General features: G+C 66.2%; 16 protein-coding genes. 9 read left to right on the forward strand and 7 right to left on the reverse strand.

Annotation, left to right across the window (positions count from 1 at the left end):
- Positions 1-55 precede the first annotated feature (55 nt).
- The 5 genes from ACTJI4_RS10725 to ACTJI4_RS10745 all read left to right on the forward strand — a co-directional run bounded on the left by ACTJI4_RS10725 (position 56) and on the right by ACTJI4_RS10745 (position 5,574).
- On the forward strand, positions 56-1,036 hold the full coding sequence (locus ACTJI4_RS10725; RefSeq protein ID WP_440869337.1) for an FKBP-type peptidyl-prolyl cis-trans isomerase N-terminal domain-containing protein: 981 nt from the start codon (positions 56-58) through the stop codon (positions 1,034-1,036).
- A gap of 24 nt (positions 1,037-1,060) precedes the next feature.
- Complete coding sequence (locus tag ACTJI4_RS10730; protein ID WP_440869338.1) at positions 1,061-2,410, forward strand: UDP-glucose dehydrogenase family protein; 1,350 nt, start codon at positions 1,061-1,063, stop codon at positions 2,408-2,410.
- Positions 2,403-2,642 (forward strand): SlyX family protein, encoded by a 240-nt coding sequence (locus ACTJI4_RS10735; RefSeq protein WP_068852947.1) that lies wholly within the window; start codon positions 2,403-2,405, stop codon positions 2,640-2,642. The genes ACTJI4_RS10730 and ACTJI4_RS10735 overlap by 8 nt, the downstream gene beginning before the upstream one ends.
- Positions 2,643-2,655: 13 nt before the next feature.
- Entirely contained in the window at positions 2,656-3,351 is a 696-nt protein-coding gene (locus ACTJI4_RS10740; RefSeq protein ID WP_440869339.1) for a DUF2058 family protein, read from the forward strand.
- A 159-nt stretch (positions 3,352-3,510) separates the two neighbouring features.
- A complete protein-coding gene (locus ACTJI4_RS10745) occupies positions 3,511-5,574 on the forward strand; it encodes an acyltransferase family protein (protein WP_440869340.1) in 2,064 nt (687 codons plus the stop codon).
- Positions 5,575-5,624: 50 nt separating this feature from the next.
- Here ACTJI4_RS10745 and ACTJI4_RS10750 read toward each other — a convergent pair whose 3' ends face one another.
- The 4 genes from ACTJI4_RS10750 to ACTJI4_RS10765 form a co-directional block, all read right to left on the reverse strand.
- On the reverse strand, positions 5,625-6,827 hold the full coding sequence (locus ACTJI4_RS10750; RefSeq protein WP_440869341.1) for an MFS transporter: 1,203 nt from the start codon (positions 6,825-6,827) through the stop codon (positions 5,625-5,627).
- Between the two features lie 89 nt (positions 6,828-6,916).
- A complete protein-coding gene (gene metH / locus ACTJI4_RS10755) occupies positions 6,917-9,601 on the reverse strand; it encodes a methionine synthase (RefSeq protein WP_392921590.1) in 2,685 nt (894 codons plus the stop codon).
- Positions 9,598-10,677, reverse strand: a complete 1,080-nt coding sequence (locus tag ACTJI4_RS10760; protein ID WP_392921593.1) for a homocysteine S-methyltransferase family protein — start codon at positions 10,675-10,677, stop codon at positions 9,598-9,600. Before ACTJI4_RS10760 ends, metH begins: the two co-directional genes overlap by 4 nt.
- Positions 10,678-10,689: 12 nt before the next feature.
- Entirely contained in the window at positions 10,690-11,619 is a 930-nt protein-coding gene (locus tag ACTJI4_RS10765; protein WP_392921595.1) for an ArsR/SmtB family transcription factor, read from the reverse strand.
- A gap of 146 nt (positions 11,620-11,765) precedes the next feature.
- Between ACTJI4_RS10765 and ACTJI4_RS10770 the strand changes: the two genes are divergently transcribed.
- Complete coding sequence (locus ACTJI4_RS10770) at positions 11,766-12,914, forward strand: acyl-CoA dehydrogenase family protein (RefSeq protein ID WP_392921598.1); 1,149 nt, start codon at positions 11,766-11,768, stop codon at positions 12,912-12,914.
- Between the two features lie 344 nt (positions 12,915-13,258).
- Here the strand turns inward: ACTJI4_RS10770 and ACTJI4_RS10775 are convergent, their stop codons facing one another.
- The 3 genes from ACTJI4_RS10775 to ACTJI4_RS10785 are packed head-to-tail and all read right to left on the reverse strand — an operon-like array spanning position 13,259 to position 18,378.
- Complete coding sequence (locus ACTJI4_RS10775) at positions 13,259-16,429, reverse strand: multidrug efflux RND transporter permease subunit (protein WP_392921601.1); 3,171 nt, start codon at positions 16,427-16,429, stop codon at positions 13,259-13,261.
- A gap of 15 nt (positions 16,430-16,444) precedes the next feature.
- Positions 16,445-17,719: an efflux RND transporter periplasmic adaptor subunit gene (locus tag ACTJI4_RS10780; protein ID WP_392921605.1), complete on the reverse strand. Its 1,275-nt coding sequence runs from the start codon at positions 17,717-17,719 to the stop codon at positions 16,445-16,447.
- Positions 17,719-18,378: a TetR/AcrR family transcriptional regulator gene (locus ACTJI4_RS10785; protein WP_392921608.1), complete on the reverse strand. Its 660-nt coding sequence runs from the start codon at positions 18,376-18,378 to the stop codon at positions 17,719-17,721. The genes ACTJI4_RS10780 and ACTJI4_RS10785 overlap by 1 nt, the downstream gene beginning before the upstream one ends.
- A 263-nt stretch (positions 18,379-18,641) precedes the next feature.
- Here ACTJI4_RS10785 and ACTJI4_RS10790 point away from each other — a divergent pair, with 263 nt between their 5' ends.
- The 3 genes from ACTJI4_RS10790 (at position 18,642) to ACTJI4_RS10800 (ending at position 25,499) form a co-directional block, all read left to right on the forward strand.
- Positions 18,642-23,618 (forward strand): NAD-glutamate dehydrogenase, encoded by a 4,977-nt coding sequence (locus ACTJI4_RS10790; RefSeq protein WP_440869342.1) that lies wholly within the window; start codon positions 18,642-18,644, stop codon positions 23,616-23,618.
- Positions 23,619-23,761: 143 nt separating this feature from the next.
- Positions 23,762-24,538 carry an NAD kinase gene (locus tag ACTJI4_RS10795; RefSeq protein ID WP_392921613.1) on the forward strand — a complete coding sequence of 259 codons (777 nt, stop codon included), beginning with the start codon at positions 23,762-23,764 and terminating at the stop codon, positions 24,536-24,538.
- 16 nt (positions 24,539-24,554) lie between these two features.
- Positions 24,555-25,499: a 5'-nucleotidase gene (locus ACTJI4_RS10800; protein WP_392921616.1), complete on the forward strand. Its 945-nt coding sequence runs from the start codon at positions 24,555-24,557 to the stop codon at positions 25,497-25,499.
- Positions 25,500-25,594 lie beyond the last annotated feature (95 nt).

Raw genomic sequence — 25,594 nt, forward strand, 5'->3', positions numbered from 1 at the left:
CAATGATCGCTTTCGCGCCGACGTCGGCGTCCAGTCACTTCCAGGAAAGCAGCAAATGAAGATGGGAATGCGCGGCGCCGCGGCGTCGGTTCTGATTCTGGCGATGGGTGCCACCGGTACCGTGATGTCGCAACAACCGGCCGCAGGCGCGGCCGCCAAGGAGACTTCTGCTTTGACCTCCCAGCGTGAAAAAGTCGGCTACGCCATTGGTATGGACGTGGCCAAGTCGTTCGAGCCGATCGCCGACCAGATCGACCTGGCCGCCCTGCGTCGTGCGGTGACCAACGCCTTCGAAGGCAAGCAGCCGCTGATCACCCAGGACGAAGCGCAGAAGACCGACCAGGCGCTGCGGATGGCCATGGCCGTCAAGGCCGGGCAGCCGGTCCAGGGCATGGCCCCGGGCACCGAGCCGCCGAAGGTGGACCGTGAAAAGGTCGGCCTGATGCTGGGCAGCTACGCGGTGGGCCCGTCGCTGGCGCCGCTGAAGGACCAGGTGGACCTGGATGCGCTGTTCGACGCGGTGCAGACCGCGTTCGCCAAGGGCACCCCGAAGATGACCGCCGAACAGGCCCAGTCCACCATGGAAGGCTTCATGGCCGCCCAGCAGGCCGAAATGCAGGCCAAGGCTGCCGCCCAGGGCGAGACCAACCGCCGCGCCGGCAATGATTTCCTGGCCAAGAACAAGACCCAGCCGGGCGTGGTCACCACCGCGTCGGGCCTGCAGTACCAGGTGATCCGCGCCGGTTCGGGCGAACGCCCGTTCGCCACCAGCAAGGTGAAGGTGAACTACGAAGGCAAGCTGCTCGACGGCACTGTCTTCGACAGCAGCTACCAGCGCGGCCAGCCGATCGAATTCGGCCTGGACCAGGTGGTCAAGGGCTGGTCGGAAGGCGTGCAGCTGATGCCGGTGGGTTCCAAGTACCGCTTCTGGATTCCGGGCGAGCTGGCCTATGGCGAGCAGGGCACGCCGGGCGGTCCGATCGGTCCGAACGCGACGCTGAGCTTCGACGTCGAACTGCTGGGCATTGCTCCGTAAAACGGAACTGGAGTCACCACGGACATGCGCGTCTCAATCTTCGGTACCGGCTACGTCGGTCTGGTCACGGGTACCTGCCTGGCCGACGTCGGCCACCAGGTGGTCTGTGTCGATATCGACCAGGCCAAGGTCGATGGCCTCAACAACGGGGTCATCCCGATCTACGAGCCGGGCCTGGAGCCGATGGTCAAGGCCAACCATGCCGCCTCGCGGCTGGCCTTCACCACCGACGCCGCTGCTGCCATCGCGCATGGCCAGGTGATCTTCATTGCCGTCGGCACGCCACCGGACGAGGACGGCAGTGCCGACCTGCAGTACGTGCTGGCCGTGGCCCGCACCATTGGCCGGCACATGCGTGTGCCGACCGTGGTCGTGAACAAGTCGACCGTGCCGGTAGGCACGGCCGACAAGGTGCGTGCCGCCATCGCCCAGGCCTTGGCCGAGCGCGGCGAGGAGATCGCGTTCGATGTGGTCTCCAACCCCGAATTCCTGAAGGAAGGCGACGCGGTGGCCGACTGCATGCGGCCGGACCGTATCGTGATCGGTGCGGCCAACGCCGAGTCGGTGGCCTTGATGCGTCGTCTGTATGCGCCGTTCAATCGCAACCATGACCGCGTGGTGGAAATGGACGTGCGCTCGGCCGAGCTGACCAAGTACGCCGCCAACGCCATGCTGGCAACCAAGATCTCGTTCATGAACGAGATCGCCAACATCGCTGAAAAAGTCGGCGCCGATGTCGAACAGGTCCGCCAGGGCATCGGGTCGGATCCGCGCATTGGCTGGCATTTCATCTACCCGGGCGCCGGTTATGGCGGCTCGTGTTTCCCCAAGGACGTTCAGGCGCTTGCCCGCACCGCGCAGCAGTACGGCCACGAGCCCAGACTGCTCAATGCGGTGGAAGCCGTCAACGATGCGCAGAAGGGCCATCTGTTCCAGCTGATCCAGCGCCACTACGACCGTGGCGAGGATGAGGGCGTGCGCGGCCGCACCTTCGCGGTGTGGGGCCTGGCCTTCAAGCCCAACACCGATGACATGCGCGAAGCCTCCAGCCGCCGCCTGCTGGCGCAGCTGTGGGAAGGCGGTGCCAGGGTCCGCGCGTACGACCCGGAAGCCACCGACGAGGCCCGCCGGATTTTCGGCGAGCGCGACGACCTGGTGTTCTGCGACAGCGCCAATGCGGCGCTGGAGGGCGCCGATGCGCTGGTGGTGGTCACCGAATGGAAGCAGTTCCGCAGCCCGGATTTCGTCCACCTGCGCGAAACGCTGAAAGATGCCGTCGTATTCGACGGCCGCAACCTGTACGACCCGCAGGAGATCGAAGCTGCGGGCCTGGCCTACTACGGCATTGGCCGGGGACGTTCGCTGCATGCATGACTCAACCCCCACCGCGCGTGAGCAGGCGCTGGAAGCGCGCCTGGTCGAACTTGAGATGCGCGTGTCCTTCCAGGAACAGGCATTGGCCGAGCTGAGCGAAGCCCTGGCCGATGCCCGCATCGAGGGCAGCCGCAACGCGGATCTGACCCGTCTGCTGCTGGAGGACCTGGGCAAGGTCCGCAACGCGCTGTATTCCGATTCGGGCGAAGAACCGCCGCCCCCGCACTATTGATCGACCCAACGTCATGAGCGATACCCTCCGCGACCAGCTGCTGGGCCTTGGCTTCAAAGCCGCGCCCAAGCCCGAACGCAAGCCCGACGCCCGCCGTGATGGCCGGCCCTCCAACGCGCCGCAGGGCGCCCGACCACCAGCCAAGGCCGGCGAGGGCGCACGTGGGCCGCGCGACGGCCAGCGCCCGCCGCGCGAGGGCGATGCCCGCCGTGGCCCGCAGGGCAAGGGCCGCCCCGGCGGCAACGCACGTCAGAACCCCGGACAGGCCAAGCCGCGCTCGCGCGAGGATATCGACCTGGCCAAGGCCTACGCGATCCGCGCGCAGAAGGAAAAGGACGACCGCATCGAAGCCGAGCGCCTGAAGCAGGAAGAGGCGCGTGTGCGCCGCGAAGCCAAGGTCAAGCTCGACGAGCTGCTCAAGGACAAGGCGCTCAACGATGAAGCGGCCGACATCGCGCGGCACTTCCCGTACGGCGGCAAGATCAAGCGCATCTACGTCACCGCCGAGCAGCTTCGCCAGCTCAACGCCGGTGAACTGGGCGTGGTACAGAGCACCGGGCGCTACCTGCTGGTAACGGCGGCGGTGCTGGACGAGGCCGAAGCCATCTTCGCCCCGGCCGTGGCGCTGCGCGTGGACCCCAACGCACCGGCTGAAGACGACCCGTACGCCGATCCGGCCTACCAGGTGCCTGACGACCTGGTCTGGTAACGCGGGTATCGAGCAACGGTCGATACCTACCGGGCGGCATTTGCGCCATCGGACACCCGGCGGGATGCAACAACGCGGCAGCGCACGACCGTTGGTCGTGCGGCAGACGTAAAACACACCGGCGTTCCGCGCAGCGGCTCATCGGGCAACGGAGCGTGCATGCAGGAACGCCAGTCTCGACATACCTACGTCCCGCACATCGACGGCCTGCGTGCCGTCGCGGTGTTGTCGGTGATCCTGTACCACCTCAAGGCGAGCTGGCTGCCCGGTGGTTTCACCGGTGTGGATGTGTTTTTCGTGATTTCCGGCTTTGTGGTGAGCGCCTCGGTTGATCGCCTGCCGGCGCTCGGCGGTTGGCAGGGCCTGCTGCGCTTCTACGCACGCCGCATCCGCCGCATCGTGCCGGCGCTGGTGGTCTGCCTGCTCATCACCGCGCTGCTCAGTGCGTTCTTCATTCCCGAATCCTGGCTCAGCGAGACCAGCGACAAGACCGGTCGCCGCGCCTTCTTTGGACTGAGCAACTGGGTGCTGGCCGCTACGGGCAACGACTACTTCTCGCCACGCACCGAATTCAACCCTTACACCCACACCTGGTCGCTGGGCGTTGAGGAGCAGTTTTACCTGCTGTTCCCGCTGCTGTTCCTGGCGTGGTCACGCGGCGGGCGGGGACGCGCGGTGTCGCTGGGGCTGATCGCCGTGGCCACCGTCGCCTCGTTGGCATACGCGCTGCGGCTTGCCGGGCAGGGTGGGCAGGAGATCCAGTCCTTCTACATCACTACCACCCGTTTCTGGCAGCTCGGTGCCGGTGTGCTGCTCTACCAGGTCATGACCCTGGCAGGCCGTTTCGATGCGGTGCCAGTGGCGCGGGGACTGTCGTGGCGTTCGCCGCTGTTGTTGCTGGCAGTGTCCGTGCTGGGCTACGGGCTGTGGGCCGCGCGACCCGGACATTCGCCGTGGCCGGACGGACTGTGGCCGGTGGCGTCCACGCTGATGCTGCTGGGACTGCTGCAGCGGCACCGGCAGGGCTGGACCGCCCGCGCGCTGGCCAGCCCGCCGATGGTGTGGGTCGGCAGGCTGTCGTATTCGCTGTACCTGTGGCACTGGCCGGTATTCGTGCTGTTCCGCTGGACGGTGGGGCTGGAAACGGCGTTGGAAGGTGCTACTGCAGTGGCACTGGTGTTCGCGTTGGCCTGGCTTTCCTGGCGCTGGGTGGAGCAACCCCTGCGGCATGGCGCACGCGGCCCGCGCACCAACGGGCGGTGGGTGCTGCTCGGGCTGCTGGTGCTGGTGCTGGGCGCGGGCCTGCAGTCGGTGCTGGTCAAACACCAGCGGCACATTTCCTTCAGTACGGTCAGCCGCCATCCACTTGACTGGTATCCATATGCGAAAGGGCTGAAGAAGGAAGTGCCCGATTGCCGCGTGGTGGAATCGAGCATCCCGGTGGTGGGCGGCCAGGCACGCCTGCTGCAGCGGGGCGACTGCCCGGGTGGCAGCGGCGCGGCCCAGGTGCTGTTCGTGGCCGGTGATTCGCACGCGCTGGTTTACAACGAGCTGCTGCGCCGCAAGGTGGTCCAGGACGGCGGGCAGGTGCGTCTGTATGGCAGCGGCGGCTGCGCGCTCGCTGGCATGCAGGCCTGGCGTGGGCCAAACCCGGCCTGCGGGGTGTACACCCGCAACGTGCTGGAGGACATCCAGGCCACCGCGCGGGCCGGTGACGTGCTGTTCCTGCCCGGGCTGCGCATTCCACGCCTGGCCGAGCAGTATCAGCTGTTCGATGCCGCGCAGGTCAGCGCCGATCTCGCCAGCCCGGCAGCGGTGGAGGGTCGCGCGGCGGAGGTCGTAGCGGCAATCGAACAGCTTCGCCCGTTGGCCGAGCGCGGCGTGCGGATCGTGCTGGAAGCACCCAAGCCCGTACTGCCGGCGCCGCCGTACCGCTGCTCGGATGCGTTCAACCGGCACAACCCCATCTGCATCAATGGCATGCAGATTCCGCGAGCGGAGGTGGAAGCGATGCGAGCGCCGGTCCTGGACAGCCTGCGCCAGGTCGCCGCCGCGCTGCCGGGTGCAAGCGTGTGGGATCCGCTGCCGACGTTGTGTCCGGGCGAGGTGTGCCAGCCCGACGAGGATGGCAGACCGTTGTATTTCGACGCCGATCACCTGAGCGGGTATGGCAACCGGGTGTTGCTGCCCGATTTCCGCAGCCACCTGCAAGCGGAGCGGTAGGGCAGGTTCCTGAACGACTGCCGCCATCGGCAGTCGATCGGGGTGCGGCCCTACTGGCGGCCTGGCGTACCCGGTTTCCGCAGCAACGGCAGGCTGATTGCGAAGAAGCACAGCAGTGCGCCGGCGAAGGCGAACCCTGCACCGGTCAGGAACGCGGTGCGGCCCTGGTCGATGTTCCACAGCTGGCCGGCGATCAGCGCGCCGAGCACGCCGCCGACGCCTGACGAGAACCCATACAGCAGCCCCTGGCCGTGCCCGTTGAGGCGGCCTGGGAAGTAGGTCGCCAGCATCTGCATGGCCGCTGCGAAGAAGGCGGCAAAGCCCAGCGCATGCGCGGTCTGCGCCACCAGCATCACCCCGAGGTGGTCGGGGAACAGTGCGGTGACCGTCCAGCGCAGGGTCGAACTGACCAATGCGATCAGCAGCATCCAGCTGGCGTCGTAACGGCGGAAGAAGCGGCCGATGGTGAAGAACACGCCGACCTCGAACACCACGCCGATCGTCCACAGCAGCCCCAGCGTCGAGGTGGCATAGCCGTGGTGGTCCATGTAGACCGAAAAGAACGTGTAGTACGGCCCGAACGACAGCTGCTCCATGAATGCGGCGAGGAAGAACGCCAGCACCTGCGGCTTGCGCACGATCTTCCAGAAGCCGCTGGCATCAGCGCCGGCCCGATGCAGGTCGCGGGCGTAGTGGTTGGCAAATGCAGACCCCACCAGCAGGGCAAACAACGGCAGCATCAGCCACGGCAACAGCTGCGCATTGCCGGCGCCGCCCTTTCCTTCAATGAGCCAGCCAAAGCCCATCACCACCGCGATGAAGCCCAGTGAGCCCCACACCCGGATCAGTCCATAGCGGTGGCTGTCGTTGCCTAGGTGCGTAAGGGTGATCGACTCGAACTGCGGCATCACCGCGTTGTAGAAGAAGCAGAACACCACCATGGCCGGGTACATCCACGGCTGTGGCAGTGGCAGCAGGAACGCGCAGAAGGTGAGCAGGGTCAACACGCTGCCCACGCGCAGCCAGCGGATCGGGTGCGGCGAGGCGGCGGCAATGGATGTCCACGTCGTGGGTGCCACGATACGGGTGGCGTACCAGATGCCCATCATCACGCTTATGCCGGTCACACTCATCCCGCGCGCGGTCAGGAACAGCGACCAGTACGGGGTGAATGCACCCAGGGCGGCGTAGTAGAACAGGTAGAAGCTGGAGAGGCGGGCGACCGGGACAGGGTCGCGGAGCAGCGGGGTCATGCCAGGTCTCGAAGGATGTACCGATCAACGCTCGGTACCTGCCGAAGGGGCAGCAGGGTAGCACCCGACCGCTGGTCGGGTGGTGCGGATCATTCCGGATCGTAGTCGAGGTTGGAAGCCAGCCAGCGCTCCACCTGCGCGCGGTCCACGCCTTTTCGCTTGGCATAGTCGCTGACCTGCTCGCGGGTGACGCGTCCGACCACGAAATACTGGCTCTGCGGGTGGCTGAAGTAATAGCCGGAAACCGCCGCCGTCGGCAGCATCGCAAAGCTCTCGGTCAGCTGCATGTCCGCGTTGTTCTCCGCATCGAGGAGGCGGAACAACGTGGCCTTCTCGCTGTGCTCCGGGCAGGCGGGGTAGCCCGGTGCCGGGCGGATGCCGCTGTACTGTTCGGCGATCAGCGCTTCGTTGTCCAAGGTTTCGTCCGGCTGATAGCCCCAGTAGTCGGTGCGCACCTGCTGGTGCAGGCGTTCGGCCAGGGCTTCGGCCAGGCGGTCAGCCAACGCCTTGAGCAGGATTGCGTTGTAGTCGTCATGGTCGGCTTCAAAGCGGGCCACGTGCGGGTCGATGCCGATGCCGGCGGTGACTGCGAACGCGCCGATCCAGTCCTGTTGGCCGCTGTCGGCAGGTGCGATGAAATCGGCCAGGCAGAAGTCCGGGCGCTCCACCGGTTTGTCCACCTGCTGGCGCAGGAAGTGCAGCACGGCCGGGCCGTCATCGGTGGTGAGGTGCACATCGTCGCCGACGCTGTTGGCCGGCCACAGCCCGAACACCGCCTTGGCGGTCAACCAGCGCTCGTCGACAATGCGGCGGAGCATCGCGCGTGCATCGCGGTACAGCTCGCTGGCCTGGACCCCCACGATCTCGTCGGTGAGGATGGCCGGGTACTTGCCGGCCAGTTCCCAGGCCTGGAAGAACGGGGTCCAGTCGATCAGCTCGACCAGGTCGGCCAGCGGATAGTCGTCCAGCACGTGCAGGCCGGGCTTGCGTGGGGCCGGGGGCCGGTATTGCGCCCAGTTGCCGTCGAAACGCTGCGCGCGGGCCTTGGCCAGCGTCACCAGCCGCTTGGCGTCGCCGCGGTTACGGTGGCGTTGGCGGATATCGGCATAGTCGGCCTCATTGGCGGCCACGAAGGCATCGCGCAGCTCGCTGGAGATCAGCGACTGGGCCACGCCCACCGCGCGCGAGGCGTCCTTGACCCACACCGTGGGTGCCTTGTAATGCGGGTCGATCTTCAGCGCGGTGTGCGCCCGCGACGTGGTGGCGCCGCCGATCATCAGCGGCAGGGTGAAGCCCTGCCGTTCCATCTCACGCGCCACGTGGCTCATCTCTTCCAGCGACGGCGTGATCAACCCCGACAGGCCGATGATGTCGGCGTTCTCGGCACGGGCTGCGTCCAGGATCTTCTGCGCCGGCACCATCACGCCGAGGTCGATCACCTCGAAGTTGTTGCAGGCCAGGACCACGCCGACGATGTTCTTGCCGATGTCATGCACGTCGCCCTTCACCGTGGCCATGATGATCTTGCCATTGCTCTTGGCGGTATCGCCGCTGCGCGCCTTCTCGGCTTCGATGAAGGGCAGCAGATAGGCTACGGCCTTCTTCATCACGCGTGCGGATTTCACCACCTGCGGCAGGAACATCTTGCCGGCGCCGAACAGGTCGCCGACCACGTTCATGCCGTCCATCAGAGGCCCTTCGATCACATCCAGCGGGCGGCTGGAGCGGATCCGCGCTTCCTCGGTATCGGCTTCGACCCAGGCATCCAGGCCGTGCACGAGCGCATGCGCCAGGCGCGCGTCGATCGGCTTTTCGCGCCAGGCCAGGTCTTCCCCCCTGGTCTCGCCCTTCCTGCCCTTGTACCGTTCGGCGATCTCCAGCAGGCGCTCGGTGCCATCGGCACGGCGGTTGAGGATCACGTCCTCCACGCGCTCGCGGAGTTCGGCATCCAGGTCGTCATAGATCGGCATCGCGCCGGCGTTGACGATGCCCATGTCCATGCCTGCGGCGATGGCGTGATACAGGAACACCGCGTGGATGGCCTGGCGCACCGTTTCGTTGCCACGGAACGAGAACGACACGTTGGATACGCCACCGGATACATGGCAATGCGGCAGCGTGCGCTTGATGATGCGGGTGGCTTCGATGAAGTCAACCGCGTAGTTGTCGTGCTCCTCGATGCCGGTGGCCACGGCGAAGATGTTCGGGTCGAAGATGATGTCCTGGGGCGGGAAGCCGACCTGGTCCACCAGGATCCGGTAGGCACGGGTGCAGATTTCCACCTTGCGCGCGCAGGTGTCGGCCTGGCCCTGCTCATCGAACGCCATCACCACGGCGGCCGCCCCGTAGCGCAGCACCTTGCGCGCGTGTTCGATGAACAGCGCCTCGCCTTCCTTGAGCGAGATCGAATTGACCACACTCTTGCCCTGCAGGCACTTCAGCCCCGCCTCGATCACGCTCCACTTGGACGAATCGACCATCACCGGGATGCGCGCGATATCCGGCTCGGACATGATCAGGTTGAGATAGCGGGTCATCGCCTTCTCGGAATCGATCAGGCCCTCGTCCATGTTCACATCGAGGATCTGCGCGCCGCTGGCGACCTGCTGGCGGGCCACTTCCACTGCTTCTTCGTAGCGCTCCTCCTTGACCAGCTTGCGGAACTGCGCGCTGCCGGTGACGTTGGTGCGCTCGCCGATGTTGACGAACAGCAGGTCCGGGGTGATGACCAGCGGTTCCAGCCCTGACAGGCGGGTGTGCACGGGCCCGCTCATCGCACGGCCCTCGGCGGCAGGTCGGCCACGGCCTCGGCAATGGCCTGGATGTGCGCCGGCGAGGTGCCACAGCAGCCGCCGACCAGGTTGAGCAGGCCGGCGCTGGCGAACTCACGCAGCGTGGTGGCCATTTCCTCGGGGGTTTCATCGTACTCGCCGAACGCGTTGGGCAGGCCGGCATTGGGGTGCGCGCTGACCCGGCAGTCGGCCACGATGGAGAGCGTTTCCACGTGCGGGCGCATGTCGCTGGCGCCCAGCGCGCAGTTCAGTCCCACCGACAGCGGCCGGCTGTGCGCTACCGATGCGTAGAACGCTTCGGCGGTCTGTCCGGACAGGGTGCGCCCGGAGGCATCGGTGATGGTGCCGGAGATCATGATCGGCAGGCGCGCGCCGCGCGCATCGAACGCTTCTTCGATGGCGAACAGCGCGGCCTTGGCATTGAGCGTGTCGAAGATGGTTTCCACCATCAGGGTGTCGGCGCCGCCGTCGATCAGGCCATCGATGGCCTCGCGGTAGGTCTCGCGCAGCGCATCGAAGCTGGTGTTGCGGAAACCGGGATCGTTCACGTCCGGGCTGATCGAGGCGGTGCGGCTGGTGGGCCCCAGCACCCCGATCACGAAGCGTGGTTTGTCCGGGGTAGTCGCCTCGACCGCATCACAGCACGCGCGCGCTACCGCAGCGCCCGCTTTGTTCAATTCGTACACCAGGTGTTCGAGGTGGTAGTCCGCCTGGCTCACCGACGTCGCGTTGAAGGTGTTGGTTTCGATCAGGTCGGCCCCCGCCATCAGATAGGCCGTGTGGATCTCCGCGATCACTTCAGGACGAGTCAACAGCAGCAGGTCGTTGTTGCCCTTCAGGTCATGGCTTTCCGGCGTCGCGGCAGCCGCGTCGTGCCCACAGCCGGGCCGGTGAGCACTATCGAACCCGCCGGCAAAGCGCTCACCACGGTAGTCGCTTTCCTGCAGTCCATGGCGCTGGATCATGGTGCCCATCGCACCGTCGATGATCAGGATGCGCTGCGCCAGCGCATCTTCCAGGGCGCGGACGCGATCAGGGTGCAGCCAGGGCAGGGGCATCGGAACGTGACCTCAGGGCTTGCTGGCAATCAGCGAGATGACTTCAAAATGCGGCGGCCGCTTTTCGCGGGTCACCGTTTCCAGGCTGGACACCACCAGCCCGGCTTTCTCGGCGAACCGGCGCAGTTCCTTGTCCGAGAAACCCAGGTTGACGTGGCCATAGGCCTCGACGGCGGCCTTGTGCTCGTGGCGGGCCAGGCTGCACAGCAGCAGGCGGCCGCCGGAGCGCAGCACGCGCGCGCCTTCGGCCACCGCCTGGGCCGGCTTGGCGGCGTAGGTCAGCGCGTGCATCAGCACCACCAGGTCGAAGCTGCGGTCCTTGAAGGGCAGGGCATGCATGTCACCCTCGCGCACTTCCACGTTGGCCAGCCGGCGCAGGCGCTCGCTGGCGGCAGCTACTACGCGGGCGCTGGTGTCGATACAGACGTAGCGCTTGGCATGCGGGGCCACCAGTTCCGCCAGTACGCCATCGCCGGAGGCGATATCGAGCACGTCACCGGTTTCCAGCAGCGGCAGCGCGGTGCGGGCAAGTGCTTCCCAGGTGCGGCCGGGCGAGTAATGGCGCTCCATGTCCCCGGCCACGCTGTCTGCCCAGTTCTGGTCGGCGGCGCGGCTGGCCATCACGCTTGCCACGCGTTCAGCATCCTGGCGCAGCAGCGGGTCGTCGCTGCCGGTGCTCAGGGCATGCCACAATGCGCGCTGGGCCGGGTCCAGCGCGGCATCGTCGAAGCGGTAGTAGGCCGACACACCCGCGCGCCGGTCGCGTACCAGGCCGGCTTCCTTGAGCCGGGCGAGGTGGGTCGACACCCTTGGCTGGGCCAGGGTGGTGATGGCCGACAGTTCGGCCACGGTGAGTTCTTCCTGCTCCAGCAGCGCCAGCAGGCGCACGCGGGTGGCGTCGGCGAACACTTTCAGCCGGACCGACCAGTCCTCGAGATCCATAAATATCTACCTATCGCGATATAGAGATATTTTCGTCCTTTGGCGCCGTCGCGGTCAAGTCAGCCCGGATTGGGTGGCCCCCGGTACAATCGCCGCACCTGGACGCGCCCAGCGCGGCCATATCGACATGTTCCTGGGAGGGTTTCGTGGATTTCAGCTTCACCGAAGAGCAGCTGATGCTGCAGGACGTTGCGCGCCGCATCGCGCAGGAAAAGATCGCGCCGAGCGCCGAGCACCATGACCGTACCGGCGAGTTCCCGCTGGACAACATCCGCCTGCTGGGCGAAAACGGCCTGATGGGCATTGAAGTGCCGGCCGAGTACGGCGGCGCGGGCATGGACCCGATTGCCTACGTGCTGGCAATGGTGGAGGTTGCCGCGGGCGACGCCGCGCATTCGACCATCATGTCGGTCAACAATTCGCTGTTCTGCAACGGCATCCTGACCCATGGCAGCGAAGCGCAGAAGCAGAAGTACGTGCGCGCCATCGCCGAGGGCGAGGCCATCGGCGCGTTCGCGCTGACCGAGCCGCAGTCCGGTTCGGACGCCACCGCCATGCGTTGCCGCGCGGTCAAGCAGGCCGACGGCACCTATGTGATCAACGGCAAGAAGAGCTGGATCACCTCCGGCCCGGTGGCCAAGTACATCGTGCTGTTCGCCATGACTGACCCGGACCAGGGCGCGCGTGGCATCACCGCGTTCATGATCGACACGGACAAGGCCGGCTTCCACCGCGGCAAGACCGAGCCGAAGCTGGGCATCCGCGCCTCGGCGACCTGCGAGATCGAGTTCCAGGATTACGTGGCGACGGCGGAAGATGTGGTGGGCAAGGAAGGCGAGGGCTTCAAGATTGCCATGGGCGTGCTGGATGCCGGCCGCATCGGCATCGCGTCGCAGGCCATCGGCATCGCGCGCGCGGCCTACGAGGCCACGATCGAATACGTTAAGGACCGCAAGGCCTTCGGCGCGGCGATCGGCACGTTCCAGATGACCCAGGCGAAGATCGCCGACATGAAGTGCAAGCTCGACGCGGCGCTGCTGCTGACCCTGCGCGCGGCATGGGTCAAGGGCCAGGGCAAGCGCTTCAGCAACGAAGCGGCCATTGCCAAGCTGACCGCCTCGGAAGCGGCGATGTGGATCACCCACCAGGCCGTGCAGATCCACGGCGGCATGGGCTACTCCAAGGAAATGCCGCTGGAGCGTTACTTCCGCGATGCCAAGATCACCGAGATCTACGAAGGCACCTCGGAAATCCAGCGCCTGGTCATCGCCCGCAACGAGACCGGCCTGCGCTGAGGCGGATCTTCGCAGCGCAGAGCAACGCAGTCGGGGTCCTTTTGGGGCCCCGACTGCGTTTGGGGGGTGCGATTGCATGGTGTACGGGGGTACCGGGCTGCGCCCGGTAGCTTCATGCATCTGGGCGAACAGCCCTGCACTGCGAACGTGCCTGGCTGGGGCCGGCGGCGGCGTCCCCCACAAACCCGCACCGACCCGCCTGGCCAGAGATCGTCTCAGCCACGCGCTGTTCGCACAAATGCATCAGCAGCCGGGCAACGCCCGGCGACACGGCAAGCCTGCAACCGTAGAGAAAAAAGGCCCCGGATCGCTCCGGGGCCTTTTGCGTTTCAGTCAAACATGGATCAACGATCCGGACGATGCGCCGCGTTGGCTTCGCCCTGGCGTTCCAGGAACTCCTTGGACGGTTCGTCCAGCTTGTCGCCCAGCATGCGGCGGACCACCACGAAGAACACCGGGATCATCAGCAGGCCCAGGAACGTGGCGAACACCATGCCGCCGATCACGCCCGTACCGATGGCGTGACGCGCGTTGGCGCCGGCACCGGTCGAGATCGCCATCGGGATCACGCCCATGATGAACGCAAACGAGGTCATCAGGATCGGGCGGAAGCGCAGGCGCGAGGCCTCGATGGTCGCCTCGCGCAGGTTCTTGCCCGCTGCACGCTGCTCCACCGCGAATTCCACGATCAGGATCGCATTCTTCGCCGCCAGGCCGATCACCGTGATCAGGCCGATCTTGAAGTACAGATCGTTGGGCAGGCCCCGGGCGAGCGAGAACGCCAGCGCACCCAGCACGCCCAACGGCACCACCAGCAGCACTGCCACCGGGATCGACCAGCTTTCATACAGCGCCGCAAGGCACAGGAACACCACCACGATCGACAGCACCAGCAGCAGCGTGGCGGCGTTGCCCGCCAGGATTTCCTGATAGGACATGCCCGACCAGTCGTAGCCGAAGCCCGCTGGCAGGTCATCCTGCACGATCCGTTCCATCGCCTGCATCGCCTCGCCCGAGCTGCGGCCCGGGGCCTGCGAACCGACGATGTTGATCGCCGAATAGCCGTTGTAGCGGCTCAGCGACGGCGGTGCCGACACCCATTCGGACTTCACCACCGTGCTCAGCGGAATCATCGCCGGCGTACCGTCCGCGTTGGTCTGCAGCGAACTGGGCGTGTAGAAGCTGTTCAACGACTCCGCACCGGTGCGGAACGGACCATCGGCCTGCATGGTCACGCGCTTGATGCGGCCCTGGTAGAAGAAGTCGTTCACGTACACCGGTGCCAGCATCAGCTGGATCGTGCTGTACACGTCCGACACTGACAGGCCCATCGTCTGCGCCTGCACGCGGTCTACGTGCAGCTGCAGCTGCGGCGCGTTTTCCAGCCCGTTCGGGCGTACGCCGGTGAGCAGGTCCTTCTCCTCGGCCGCCTTGCCCAGCAGGATGTTGCGCGCCTGCGTCAGCTGTTCGAAGCCGGCACCGCCGCGGTCCTGCAGCCACATGTCGAAGCCGCCGAACTGGCCCAGGCCCTGCACGGTAGGCAGGTTGACCACGAAGATCTGTGCTTCCTTGATCCCGTAGAACGCGCCGTTCATGTTCTGGATGAACTCGGGAACCGTGATGTCACGGTCTGCCCAGGGCTTGAGGCGGATGAAGCCCATGCCCACGTTTTCGCCCGAACCGACGAAGCTGAAACCTGCCACCTGCAGCATGCCTTCGAAGCCATCCTGCTTTTCCAGGATGCCGCGCATCTGCGCGAAGGTCGCGTTGGTCTGCGCCTTCGTAGAGCCCGGCGGCAGCTGCACGATCGCCAGCGCATAGCCCTGGTCTTCTTCCGGCAGGAAGCTGCCCGGCATGCGGGTGAACAGGAAGCCGCACAGCACGGTCAGCACCACGAACAGGATCATCCAGCGCGGCGCATGCTTCACCGCCGAGGTGATGTGGCCCACGTACGTGTTGCTGACCTTGTCGTAGTACTTGTTGAAGGTGCGGTACACCACGTTTGGCTCGCCATGCGTGGCCTTCAGGAAGGTCGCGCACAGCGCCGGGGTGAAGCCCAGCGCCAGGAACGCCGAGAACGCCATTGCGATGGCGATGGTCAGCGCGAACTGCTTGTAGATCTCACCTGCCGCACCGCCCTGCAGTGCCGACGGAATGAACACCGCCGCCAGCACGACGGTGATGGCCACAACCGCGCCGGTGATCTGGGTCATGGCCTTCTGGGTGGCAGCCTTCGGCGGCAGCTTCTCCTCGGTCATGATGCGTTCGACATTCTCGATGACCACGATGGCGTCATCGACCACGATGCCGATCGCCAGCACCATCGCAAACAGAGTCAGCTGGTTGATGGTGAAGCCGATGATGCTCATGCCCAGGAAAGTGCCCAGCAGGGCGACCGGGATGACCAGCGTCGGGATCAGGGTGGCGCGGAAGTTCTGCAGGAAGATCAGCATCACCAGGAAGACCAGCACGATCGCTTCGATCAGGGTCTTGACCACTTCCTCGATCGAGATCTTCACGAACGTGGTGCTGTCGTACGGGGAGAACCAGCTCACCCCGGTCGGGAAGGTGGACTCCAGTTCGTCCATCTTCGCAGTGACCGCATTGGCCACGTTCAGGGCATTGGCGCCCGGCAGCAGCTGGATCGCGAAGGCACCGGTCGGCTTGCCGTTGTACTGGGTGTCAAAGCCGTAGTTGTTGGCGCCAAAGGCGATGCGGGCTACGTCCTTGAGCAGCACGCGCGAGCCATCCGCGTTGGCGCGCAGGATGATGTTCTCGAACTGCTCGGGCGAGCTGAAGCGGCCTTCCGCCGACACCGTGGCCGTGAAGTAATGCCCGGCCGGGGACGGATCCGAACCCAGCGAGCCGGCCGCGAACTGCACGTTCTGGGCCTTGATCGCCGCCAGCACCTGGCTGGCGGAGAGGTTGAAGCCCTGCATGCGTTCCGGGTTGAGCCAGATGTTCATGGCGTACTCGGAACCGAACTGCTGGGTGCTGCCCACGCCGGGAATGCGCGAGATCTGGTCGAGGACACGCGAACCGACGATGTCGTTGAGCGCATCGCGGGTGATCGCCTCGCTGTCAGACTGCAGCGCCACCACCATGAGGAAGCCGGCGTTGGCCTTGGCCACCACCACGCCCTGCTGGGTCACCTCGGTGGGCAGGCGGGGCGTGGCCAGCGATACCTTGTTCTGCACCTGCACCTGGGCGATGTCCGCGTCGGTACCGGTTTCGAACGTCAGGGTGATGGTCGCGCGGCCGTTGGAGGCCGATGAAGAGCTGAAGTACAGCAGGTGATCGATACCGGTCAGCTGCTGCTCGATCACCTGGGTGACCGACTTTTCGGTGGTATCGGCGCTGGCGCCGGGGTAGGTGGCGCTCACCGTCACCTGGGGCGGTGCGATGCTGGGGTAGGACTCCACACCCAGACCGAGGATCGAGATCACGCCCGCAAGCGAGATCAGGATCGCGACCACCCAGGCGAATACCGGGTGTTCAATGAAAAATTTAGGCATGACGGCTGGTTCCCGTTATTGCTTGGTCGGTTCGGCAGCCGGAGCGCCATCGGAAGGCTTGGCGGCCGGATCGGCGGGTGCGGCGGCGGCATCGGCCTGCGCCGCAGGTGCGGTGCCGGCAGCAGATGGGGCGCCCGCCGGGGCGGCGCCGTTGCCGTTGGCAGCGGTCGGGGTCCACGGCTTGGCCGAGGCCGGAGCGCCTTCCTTGACCTTCTGGACGCCAGCCACGATCACCTTGTCGCCCGGCTCCAGGCCGCTGCTCACCAGCCAGCTGCTGCCCTGCTGTCCTTCGGTCACCACATTCTTGCGCACGACCTTGCCATCTTTGCCCACCACCATCACATAACCGCCGGTGGTATCGCGCTGCAGCGCCTGCAGGGGCACCAGGAACGCGTTCTTGCGCTCGCCCAGCACGGCCTGGAAGCTGACGAATGCGCCCGGCAGCAGGATCTGCTGCGGGTTGGGCAGCACCGCGCGCAGGGTCACCGCGCCAGTGGACGGATCGACCACCGCCGAGGAGTAATCCAGCGTGCCCGGCTGGTCATACATCGTGCCATCGGCAAGCTTCACCTGGATGGTGGACTTGCCATCGCCGCTGAGCGACACGGCACCGGCAGCCTGCGCTCGGCGCAGCTGGGTCAGCTCGTCCGAACTCATCGAGAAGTTGACGAACAGCGGGTCCAGCTGGTCGACGGTGGTCAGCAGGGTGATGTCGCCCTGACCGACCAGCGCGCCTTCGGTAACCTGCTGCTTGCCTGCGCGGCCGTCGATGGGAGAGGTTACCTGTGCATAGCCGAGGTTGATCTTTGCGTTGGCCAGCGCCGCCTGCGCCTGCTGCACGGCGGCGGCGGCGGTGCGTTCGGCGGCTTCGGCCGTGTCCAGGTCGGATCTGGACACGAATTTCTGCGGGGCCAGAGAACGGGCGCGCGCCGCAGCGGCCTTGGCGTTGGCATAGGTTGCCTGCGCCGAGGCGAGTTCGGCCTGGGAGGCGTTCAACGACGCCTGCAGCGGCGCCGGGTCGATCAGGAAAAGCACCTGGCCCTGTTTCACATCCTGGCCTTCCTGGTAGACACGCTTGAGCAGCACGCCCGGGACGCGGGCACGCACGTCGGCGCTGCGGTACGGCGACAGGCGGCCGACCAGCTCACGCTGCAGCGGCAGCGTATCGGCCTTGGCTTCGATCACGCCCACTTCCGGCGGCGGCGGCGTCTGTTGCTCCGGCTTTTTGCAGGCGGTCAGCGCGACGGCGACAGCGCACGTCAGGGCGAGGGTGCGGAGTGGGGCGATCATCAGGAGAAACTCCGGTGTTGGTTTGAATGCGGTAAGCGGATCGCCTCGGGCGCAGCGAACGCGCGCAGGAAACTGTCCACGGAAAATTCGGCCCACCGGCGCCGCTGCGGGGCGTCGGCACGGTGGGGGATGTGAAAGCGCTGTTTCTCTAAATCCTGTCCGGCGATCATGCTCAATAGCAGTTCAGCCATGAAGTGCGGGTCGTCATGCCGCAGCAGGCCGTCCTCAATACGATGCTGTAGCCATTCAGCAAGGTGAAGGGTCAGTGCCCCGGCGCCATCCCGATACAGGGAACGTGCTTCTTCGGGAAAGCGGGCCGACTCTCCCGCAATCAGCCGACGAGCCTGGATGACGTGCGGCTCGTTGAAGTGCTCCAGGTAGTCGAAGGCGAACTGCAGCAGGGACCCGCGCAGGTCATCGCCCTCCAGCGCACGCAGTCCGGCCGTGGCCCGGCACAGGTGGCGCTGCAGTACCCGGCGCAGCAGCTCCTGCTTGCTGCCGTAGCGGCTGTAGAGGGTCTGCTTGGAACACCCTGCGTGCTGGGCGACCGACTCCATGCTCAGCTGCATGCCCTGGGTCGCCATCAGATCGCGCACGGCGTCGAACACGCGATGGTCGCGCGCGTCCAGCAAGGCGGCGGCAGGGACAGGGGAGTTCACGCGGTGGACTATACCGTCCAGTTCAGAATTGGTGAAGCGTTGCTTTCGGCACTGTCGGCCAGGATGTCGTCACCGTGCCACGTCGTGTGCCGATGCTGGCAACCGGCATGCACTGCCATGCGCGTCCGTACCGGAGCGCACAGGTGGCATGCGATGTAAACGCCACCCAACTGAAAAACCTTATTCCGTCCTGCAGCAAGGCCTTTTCATGCGGTAGGGCTACAATTTCATCTTTCCAACTGGGCAACACGCACCGCTCTGCCATGAAACCGCAAAAAACAGCAGCCAAGACCGTGAAGAAAACGACCAAACCAGCCGATACGCAGACTGTTTCACCAGTGGGCTTCTCGCTGGAACCGGTGTACACGGCCTTGCGCAAGCGTTACCCGGCGGCCGGGCAGGCCGAGGCACTGGCGTTCGCCGCAGACTTCTACAAGCGCATGGAAGCGGACGAGTTCCCGCACCACACCGCTGAAGAGTGGGCCGCACTGGCCGGCGACACCCTCGAATTCGCCCGCGTGCGCAAGGCCCGCAAGGCCAACGTGCGCGTGTTCAACCCGACGATGAAGGCCAATGGCTGGGAATCGGCGCACACCGTGCTGCAGATCGTCAACGACGACATGCCGTTCCTGGTCGACACCGTGACCATGACCCTGGCCGAACATGGCGTAGGCGTGCATGTACTGGGCCACCCGGTGATCCGTTTCACCCGCGACAAGGCCGGCAAGCTGTCGACCGTGGGCGACGGCACCGCCGAATCGGTGATGCTGCTGGAAATCGACCGCCAGCCGGCTGACGCCATGGCCGATGTCGAGCAGGCCATCGTCAAAGCGCTGGATGAGGTGCGGGCCATCGTCGGCGACTGGGAGGCCATGCGCAGCAAGGCGCTGGCCCTGGCCGACGACCTCGGCACGCGCCAGCTGCCGGTCGACGACGCCTCGCGCGCCGAGGCCCAGGCGTTCCTGCGCTGGGCCGCCGAAAACCACTTCACCTTCTTCGGTTACCGCGAATACCGCGTGGAGAAGCAGGGCAAGGAAGACGTGCTGGCGCCGTTGAACGACACCGGCCTGGGCCTGATGCGCGGCAAGGACAAGTCCGCCGCACGCCCGGTCAAGACGCTGGCCGCGCAGGGCCTCAATGCCACCACCGGGTTGAAGGACGCGCTGATCCTGACCAAGACCAATGCGCGTTCGCGCGTGCACCGCGCCGGCTACATGGATTACATCGGCGTGCTGGAATTCGACGCCAAGGGCAAGATCATCGGCGAGCAGCGCTTCCTGGGCCTGTTCACCTCCAGCGCCTACAACCGCCGGCCGTGGGAAATCCCGCTGGTGCGCCAGCGCCACGAATACGTGATGAGCAAGTCGGGCCTGGCCCCGGCCAGCCACAGCGGCAAGGCACTGCGCCACATCCTGGAAACCCTGCCGCGCGAAGAGCTGTTCCAGTCCAGCGAGGAAGAGCTGTACCGCACCGCCATCGGCGTGCTGGGCCTGCAGGAGCGCGTGCGCAGCCGCCTGTTCCTGCGCCGTGACAAGTACAGCCGCTTCATTTCCGCGCTGGTGTACCTGCCGCGCGAGCGGTTCAACACCGACGTGCGCCTGCGCATCGAAGCGATGCTCAAGGACGCGCTGCAGGGCGAATACGTGGACAGCTCGGTGGTGCTGGGCGAATCGCCGCTGGCCCAGGTGCACCTGATCGTGCGTCCCAAGGCTGGCCAGACCCTGGAAGTGGATACCAGCGTGCTTGAGCAGAAGCTGGCCCAGGTGCTGCGCAACTGGCAGGACGACCTGCGCGAAGCACTGGTGGCCCGCCACGGTGAAAGCGAAGGCCTGCGCATTGCGGCCCGTATCGGCAAGGCGCTGCCGGCTGGGTACATCGAAGATTCCAGCACCGAGATCGCGGCCAACGACGTCAGCCAGCTCGATGCGCTGACCGGCCCGGACGACCTGCGCCTGAGCCTGCAGGCCGTGCACCGCGAAGAAGGCGATGGCCTGCGCCTGAAGCTGTACCGCCAGCTGGACGACATTCCGCTGTCGGACGCGCTGCCGATGATGGAGAACATGGGCCTGCGCGTGATCGCCGAGCGCCCGTACCGCCTGAGCGTGGACAACGCGCCGGTGTATGTGCAGGACTTCGAAGTGGAATCGCTTGCCGGGGCGATCGATGCCGCCGCCGCCGATGCCGCCTTCGGTGAAACCTTCGCCCGCGTCTGGCACGGCGACGCCGAGAACGACGGCTTCAACCGCCTGGTGCTGGCCGCTGGCCTGCACTGGCGCCAGGTCGCGATGCTGCGCGGTTACTGCAAGTACCTGCTGCAGACCGGCGTGCCGTTCTCGCAGGCCTATGTCGAAGCCACCTTCACCCGTTACCCGCTGCTGGCCCGCCTGCTGGTGGAGCTGTTCGAAGCCCGCTTCGACCCGGCCACCGGGCATGAGGACAAGGATGCCATTGCCGAAGGCCAGGCCGACCTGCGCGCGCACCTGACCGTGCTGGCCAACGGCGACGAGGCCACCCTCAAGGTCATCAAGACCGTGGTCGATGCCCGCAAGGGCGACCGCAAGGCGCAGATGGACGCTGCGCGGGAGGCGCTGGTCAAGCTGATGGACCGCGTGTCCAGCCTCGACGAGGACCGCATCCTGCGCAGCTTCATGGGCGTCATCGACGCCACCCTGCGTACCAGCTACTACCAGACCGATGCACAGGGCCGCCCGGGTCACGTGATCAGCTTCAAGTTCGATTCGGCGCTGGTGCCGGACCTGCCCAAGCCGCGCCCGTACCGCGAAATCTTCGTGTACGGCCCGCGCGTGGAAGGTACCCACCTGCGCTTCGGCGCGGTCGCCCGTGGCGGTCTGCGCTGGTCGGACCGTCGCGAAGATTTCCGTACCGAAGTGCTGGGCCTGGTCAAGGCGCAGATGGTCAAGAATACGGTGATCGTGCCGGTCGGTGCCAAGGGGGGGTTCTTCGCCAAGACCCCGCCGGCGAGCGGTGACCGCGATGCGGTGTTCGCCAACGGCGTGGCCTGCTACAAGCTGTTCATCCAGGGCCTGCTCGACATCACCGACAACATCGTCGACAACAGGATCGTGCCGCCGGTGGACGTGGTGCGCCATGACATGGACGACCCGTACCTGGTGGTGGCCGCGGACAAGGGCACCGCGACCTTCTCCGACATCGCCAATGGCCTTGCCATCGCGCATGGCTTCTGGATGGGCGATGCGTTCGCGTCCGGCGGTTCGGTCGGTTACGACCACAAGGGCATGGGCATCACCGCGCGTGGTGCGTGGGAGTCGGTCAAGCGCCACTTCCGTGCGCTGGGCCGTGACAGCCAGACCCAGGACTTCACCGCCGTGGGCGTCGGTGACATGTCCGGCGACGTGTTCGGCAACGGCATGCTGCTGTCGCGCCACATCCGCCTGGTCGCCGCGTTCGACCACCGCCACATTTTCCTGGACCCGAACCCGGATGCGGCCACCTCGTTCATCGAGCGTGAGCGCATGTTCACCGTGCCGCGTTCCAGCTGGGCCGACTACGACACCAAGCTGATCAGCAAGGGCGGCGGCGTGTACCCGCGCACCTTGAAGTCGATCGAGATCACCCCGCAGGTGCGTGAAGCGCTGGGCCTGGACGACAGCATCAAGGCGCTGTCGCCGAACGACCTGATGAGCGCCATCCTGAAGGCGCCGGTGGACCTGCTGTGGAACGGCGGCATCGGTACCTACGTGAAGGCCGCCACCGAACAGCACAGCGACGTGGGCGACCGCGCCAACAATGCGCTGCGCGTCAACGGTGGCGAGCTGCGCTGCAAGGTGGTGGGCGAGGGTGGCAACCTGGGCATGACCCAGCTGGGCCGCATCGAAGCCGCCCAGGCCGGCGTCCTGCTCAACACCGACTTCATCGACAACTCGGCCGGCGTGGATACCTCCGACCACGAAGTCAACATCAAGATCCTGCTCAACGATGTGGTGCGGGCCAGGAAGCTGACCGTGGACGCGCGCAACAAGCTGCTTGCGTCGATGACCGACGAAGTGGCCGACCTGGTGCTCAACGACAACTACCGCCAGAACCAGGCCCTCAGCCTGATGGAGCGGATGGCGGTCAAGCGCCTGGGCTCCAAGCAGCACTTCATCCGCACCCTGGAAAAGCAGGGCCTGCTGGATCGCCAGATCGAGTTCCTGCCGACCGATGCCGAGCTGTCGGCCCGCAAGGCGCGTGGCCAGGGCCTGACCCGACCGGAGCTGTCGGTGCTGCTGTCGTATTCCAAGCTGGTGGCCTTCCAGCAGCTGCTGGAATCGGACATCCCGGAAGATCCCTACCTCTCCAAGGAACTGCTGCGTTACTTCCCGACGCCGCTGCAGAAGAAGTATGCCGATGCGATGGAACGTCACCGCCTGAAGCGCGAGATCATCGCCACGGCCGTGACCAACCAGACCATCAACCGCATGGGCGCGACCTTCCTGATGCGCATGCAGGAGGACACCGGCCGCACCATCGCCGAGGTCGCCAAGGCTTACACCATCAGCCGCGAAACGCTGGATGCGCGTGCGCTGTGGGCGCAGATCGATGCGCTCGACGGCACCCTGCCGGAGTCGGTGCAGATCGATGCGCTGGAAGTGATCTGGAAGCTGCAGCGTTCGTTCGTGCGCTGGCTGCTGTTCCGCCCCGGCGCGATGCCGGGCATCACCGAGGCGGTGAACCGCTACCAGGCTCCGTTCAACGACATCCGTGTCGCTTCGGGCGTGCTGCCGGATGCACAGCGCCCGGCGTACGAGGCCAGCGTGCAGGAGTGGAAGGAGAAGGGCCTGCCGCCGGCACTGGCACAGCAGCTGTCCGAGCTGCAGTTCCTGGAACCGGCGTTCGACATCATCGAACTGGCACGGACCCGCAAGCTCAAGCCGGTGGACGTGTCCAAGGTCCACTTCCGCCTGGGCGACGCCCTGCAGCTGCCGTGGCTGTTCGAACAGATCGACGCGCTGGAGGTCAACGGCCGCTGGCACGCCGTGGCCCGTGGCGTGCTGCGCGACGAGCTGGCTGCCCATCATCGCAACCTGGCCGCCCAGGTGCTGTCGATGAAGGGTGGCAGCGCCGAAGCCAAGGTTGCGGCGTGGATCGGCCGTGACGACAGCAGCCTGCGCTTCACCCTGTCGATGCTGCAGGAGCTGGCCGAGCAGAAGACGCTCGACTACCCGACGGTTTCGGTGGCGGTACAGCGCCTGGGCCAATTGGCGGCCCACGGTGCGTAACCTGCGCTGAGGCGCAAAAGCAAAAGGCCCCGCCATTGGCGGGGCCTTTTTGTTGAATCACGACCAACGGTCGTGATCTACCAGTAGGTATCGCCCGTGGGTCGATGCGGCATACTCTGGGCCATGCCCCACCCGGAACGCCCATGAGCGATACCCCCCGCATCGCCTTTCTTGCCAGCGCCACCGAAGCGGCCCAGCAGGCCCGCGCGGCGCTGGTAGCCCGCTATGGCGACCACCCGCCGGAACAGGCCGAAGTGCTGTGCCCGCTCGGTGGCGACGGTTTCATGCTGCAGACCCTGCACCGCCACGGCGCGCTGGGGCGGCCGGTGTTCGGCATGAAGCTGGGCACGGTGGGCTTCCTGATGAACCAGTACCGCGAAGACGACGGCGACCTGCCGGCGCGGTTGGCGGTGGCCGAACCGGCCAACCTGCGCCCGCTGGAAATGCTGGCATTGACCGAATCGGGCACCACCACCGGCTCGCTGGCCTATAACGACGTGTCGCTGCTGCGCCAGACCCGGCAGGCCGCGCACATCGGCGTGGACCTCAATGGACAGGAGCGGGTGGCCGAGCTGATCGGTGATGGCGTGCTGGTGGCGACCCCGGCCGGCAGCACCGCCTACAATTACTCCGCACACGGCCCGATCCTGCCGCTGGGTTCGCACACCATCGCGCTGACCCCGCTGGCCCCGTACCGGCCGCGGCGCTGGCGGGGAGCGATCCTGAAGGCCGATACCGAAGTACGCTTCCGCGTACTCGACCCCTACAAGCGCCCGGTCAGCGTGACCGCCGATTCGCACGAGACCCGCGACGTGGTGGAAGTGACCATCCGCGAGTCGCGCGAGCGTCGGGTGACCCTGCTGTTCGATCCGGAGCACAACCTCGAAGACCGGATCCTCAGCGAACAATTCATGTTTTGAAGGATTTCTGACCGCCATGGGCGACAACACCCCCCGTTTGCTGACCGTTGCCGTGACCTCGCGCGCGCTGTTCGACCTGGAAGAGGGGCACGCGCTGTTCGAGGCCGAAGGCGTGGACGCCTATGCCGAATACCAGCGCAAGCACGAGGACGATGTGCTTCGCCCCGGGGTGGCGTTCCCGGTGGTGCGCAAGCTGCTGGCGCTCAACCAGGGCCAGTCACCGGAATCGCCGCGGGTGGAGGTCATCCTGCTGTCGCGCAATTCCGCCGATACCGGCCTGCGCATTTTCAATTCCATCCAGCACTACGACCTGGGCATCATCCGCGCCACCTTCACCGCTGGCGAGCCGACCTGGCCGTACGTGAAGCCGTTCGGGACCGATCTGTTCCTGTCGGCCAACCCGGAATCGGTACGGCGTGCGCTGCGCCATGGCATCGCCGCAGCGACCATCCTGCCCAAGCCACCCGGCGAGACCCTCGCCGCAGCCGAACCGGTCGACCTGAGCCAGCCGCTGGGCCAGCTGCGCATCGCCTTCGATGGCGACGCGGTGATCTTCGGGGATGAAAGCGAGCGCATCTCGCGCGAGCAGGGCGTGGAAGCGTTCGGCCGGCACGAGCGCGAAAACGCCCGTGAGCCGCTCAGTGGCGGTCCGTTCCGCAACTTCCTGTCGGCCCTGCATACGCTGCAGGCAGTGTTCCCGTCGGGCGAAGATGCGCCGATCCGGACCGCGCTGGTCACCGCGCGCTCGGCGCCGGCCCATGAGCGGGTGATCCGCACGTTGCGCGAATGGGGCGTGCGCCTGGACGAAGCGCTGTTCCTGGGCGGCCGCCACAAGGGCCCGTTCCTGGAAGCGTTCGGCGCGGACATCTTCTTTGACGACTCACAGCACAACATCGACAGCGCCCGCCAGCACCTCAGCGTGGCCGCCGGCCACGTGCCACACGGCGTCGCCAACGATTGAAGGCGGTCACGACCAACGGTCGTGACCTACCGGTCGGGCGGACACATCGGGATGTCACGTCCGTTGGCCGCGACATCACGGTCGGGCGGACACAT

It is taken from the genome of Stenotrophomonas sp. 22385, assembly GCF_052045085.1.
GTDB lineage: Bacteria > Pseudomonadota > Gammaproteobacteria > Xanthomonadales > Xanthomonadaceae > Stenotrophomonas.

Coding starts and splice junctions, on each gene's coding strand:
- ACTJI4_RS10775 (WP_392921601.1), bottom strand. CDS start 16,429: ATGCCTAAATTTTTCATTGAACACCCGGTATTCGCCTGGGTGGTCGCG.
- ACTJI4_RS10765 (WP_392921595.1), bottom strand. CDS start 11,619: ATGGATCTCGAGGACTGGTCGGTCCGGCTGAAAGTGTTCGCCGACGCC.
- ACTJI4_RS10760 (WP_392921593.1), bottom strand. CDS start 10,677: ATGCCCCTGCCCTGGCTGCACCCTGATCGCGTCCGCGCCCTGGAAGAT.
- ACTJI4_RS10790 (WP_440869342.1), top strand. CDS start 18,642: ATGAAACCGCAAAAAACAGCAGCCAAGACCGTGAAGAAAACGACCAAA.
- ACTJI4_RS10735 (WP_068852947.1), top strand. CDS start 2,403: ATGCATGACTCAACCCCCACCGCGCGTGAGCAGGCGCTGGAAGCGCGC.
- ACTJI4_RS10795 (WP_392921613.1), top strand. CDS start 23,762: ATGAGCGATACCCCCCGCATCGCCTTTCTTGCCAGCGCCACCGAAGCG.
- ACTJI4_RS10740 (WP_440869339.1), top strand. CDS start 2,656: ATGAGCGATACCCTCCGCGACCAGCTGCTGGGCCTTGGCTTCAAAGCC.
- ACTJI4_RS10750 (WP_440869341.1), bottom strand. CDS start 6,827: ATGACCCCGCTGCTCCGCGACCCTGTCCCGGTCGCCCGCCTCTCCAGC.
- ACTJI4_RS10780 (WP_392921605.1), bottom strand. CDS start 17,719: ATGATCGCCCCACTCCGCACCCTCGCCCTGACGTGCGCTGTCGCCGTC.
- ACTJI4_RS10745 (WP_440869340.1), top strand. CDS start 3,511: ATGCAGGAACGCCAGTCTCGACATACCTACGTCCCGCACATCGACGGC.
- ACTJI4_RS10800 (WP_392921616.1), top strand. CDS start 24,555: ATGGGCGACAACACCCCCCGTTTGCTGACCGTTGCCGTGACCTCGCGC.
- metH (WP_392921590.1), bottom strand. CDS start 9,601: ATGAGCGGGCCCGTGCACACCCGCCTGTCAGGGCTGGAACCGCTGGTC.
- ACTJI4_RS10730 (WP_440869338.1), top strand. CDS start 1,061: ATGCGCGTCTCAATCTTCGGTACCGGCTACGTCGGTCTGGTCACGGGT.
- ACTJI4_RS10725 (WP_440869337.1), top strand. CDS start 56: ATGAAGATGGGAATGCGCGGCGCCGCGGCGTCGGTTCTGATTCTGGCG.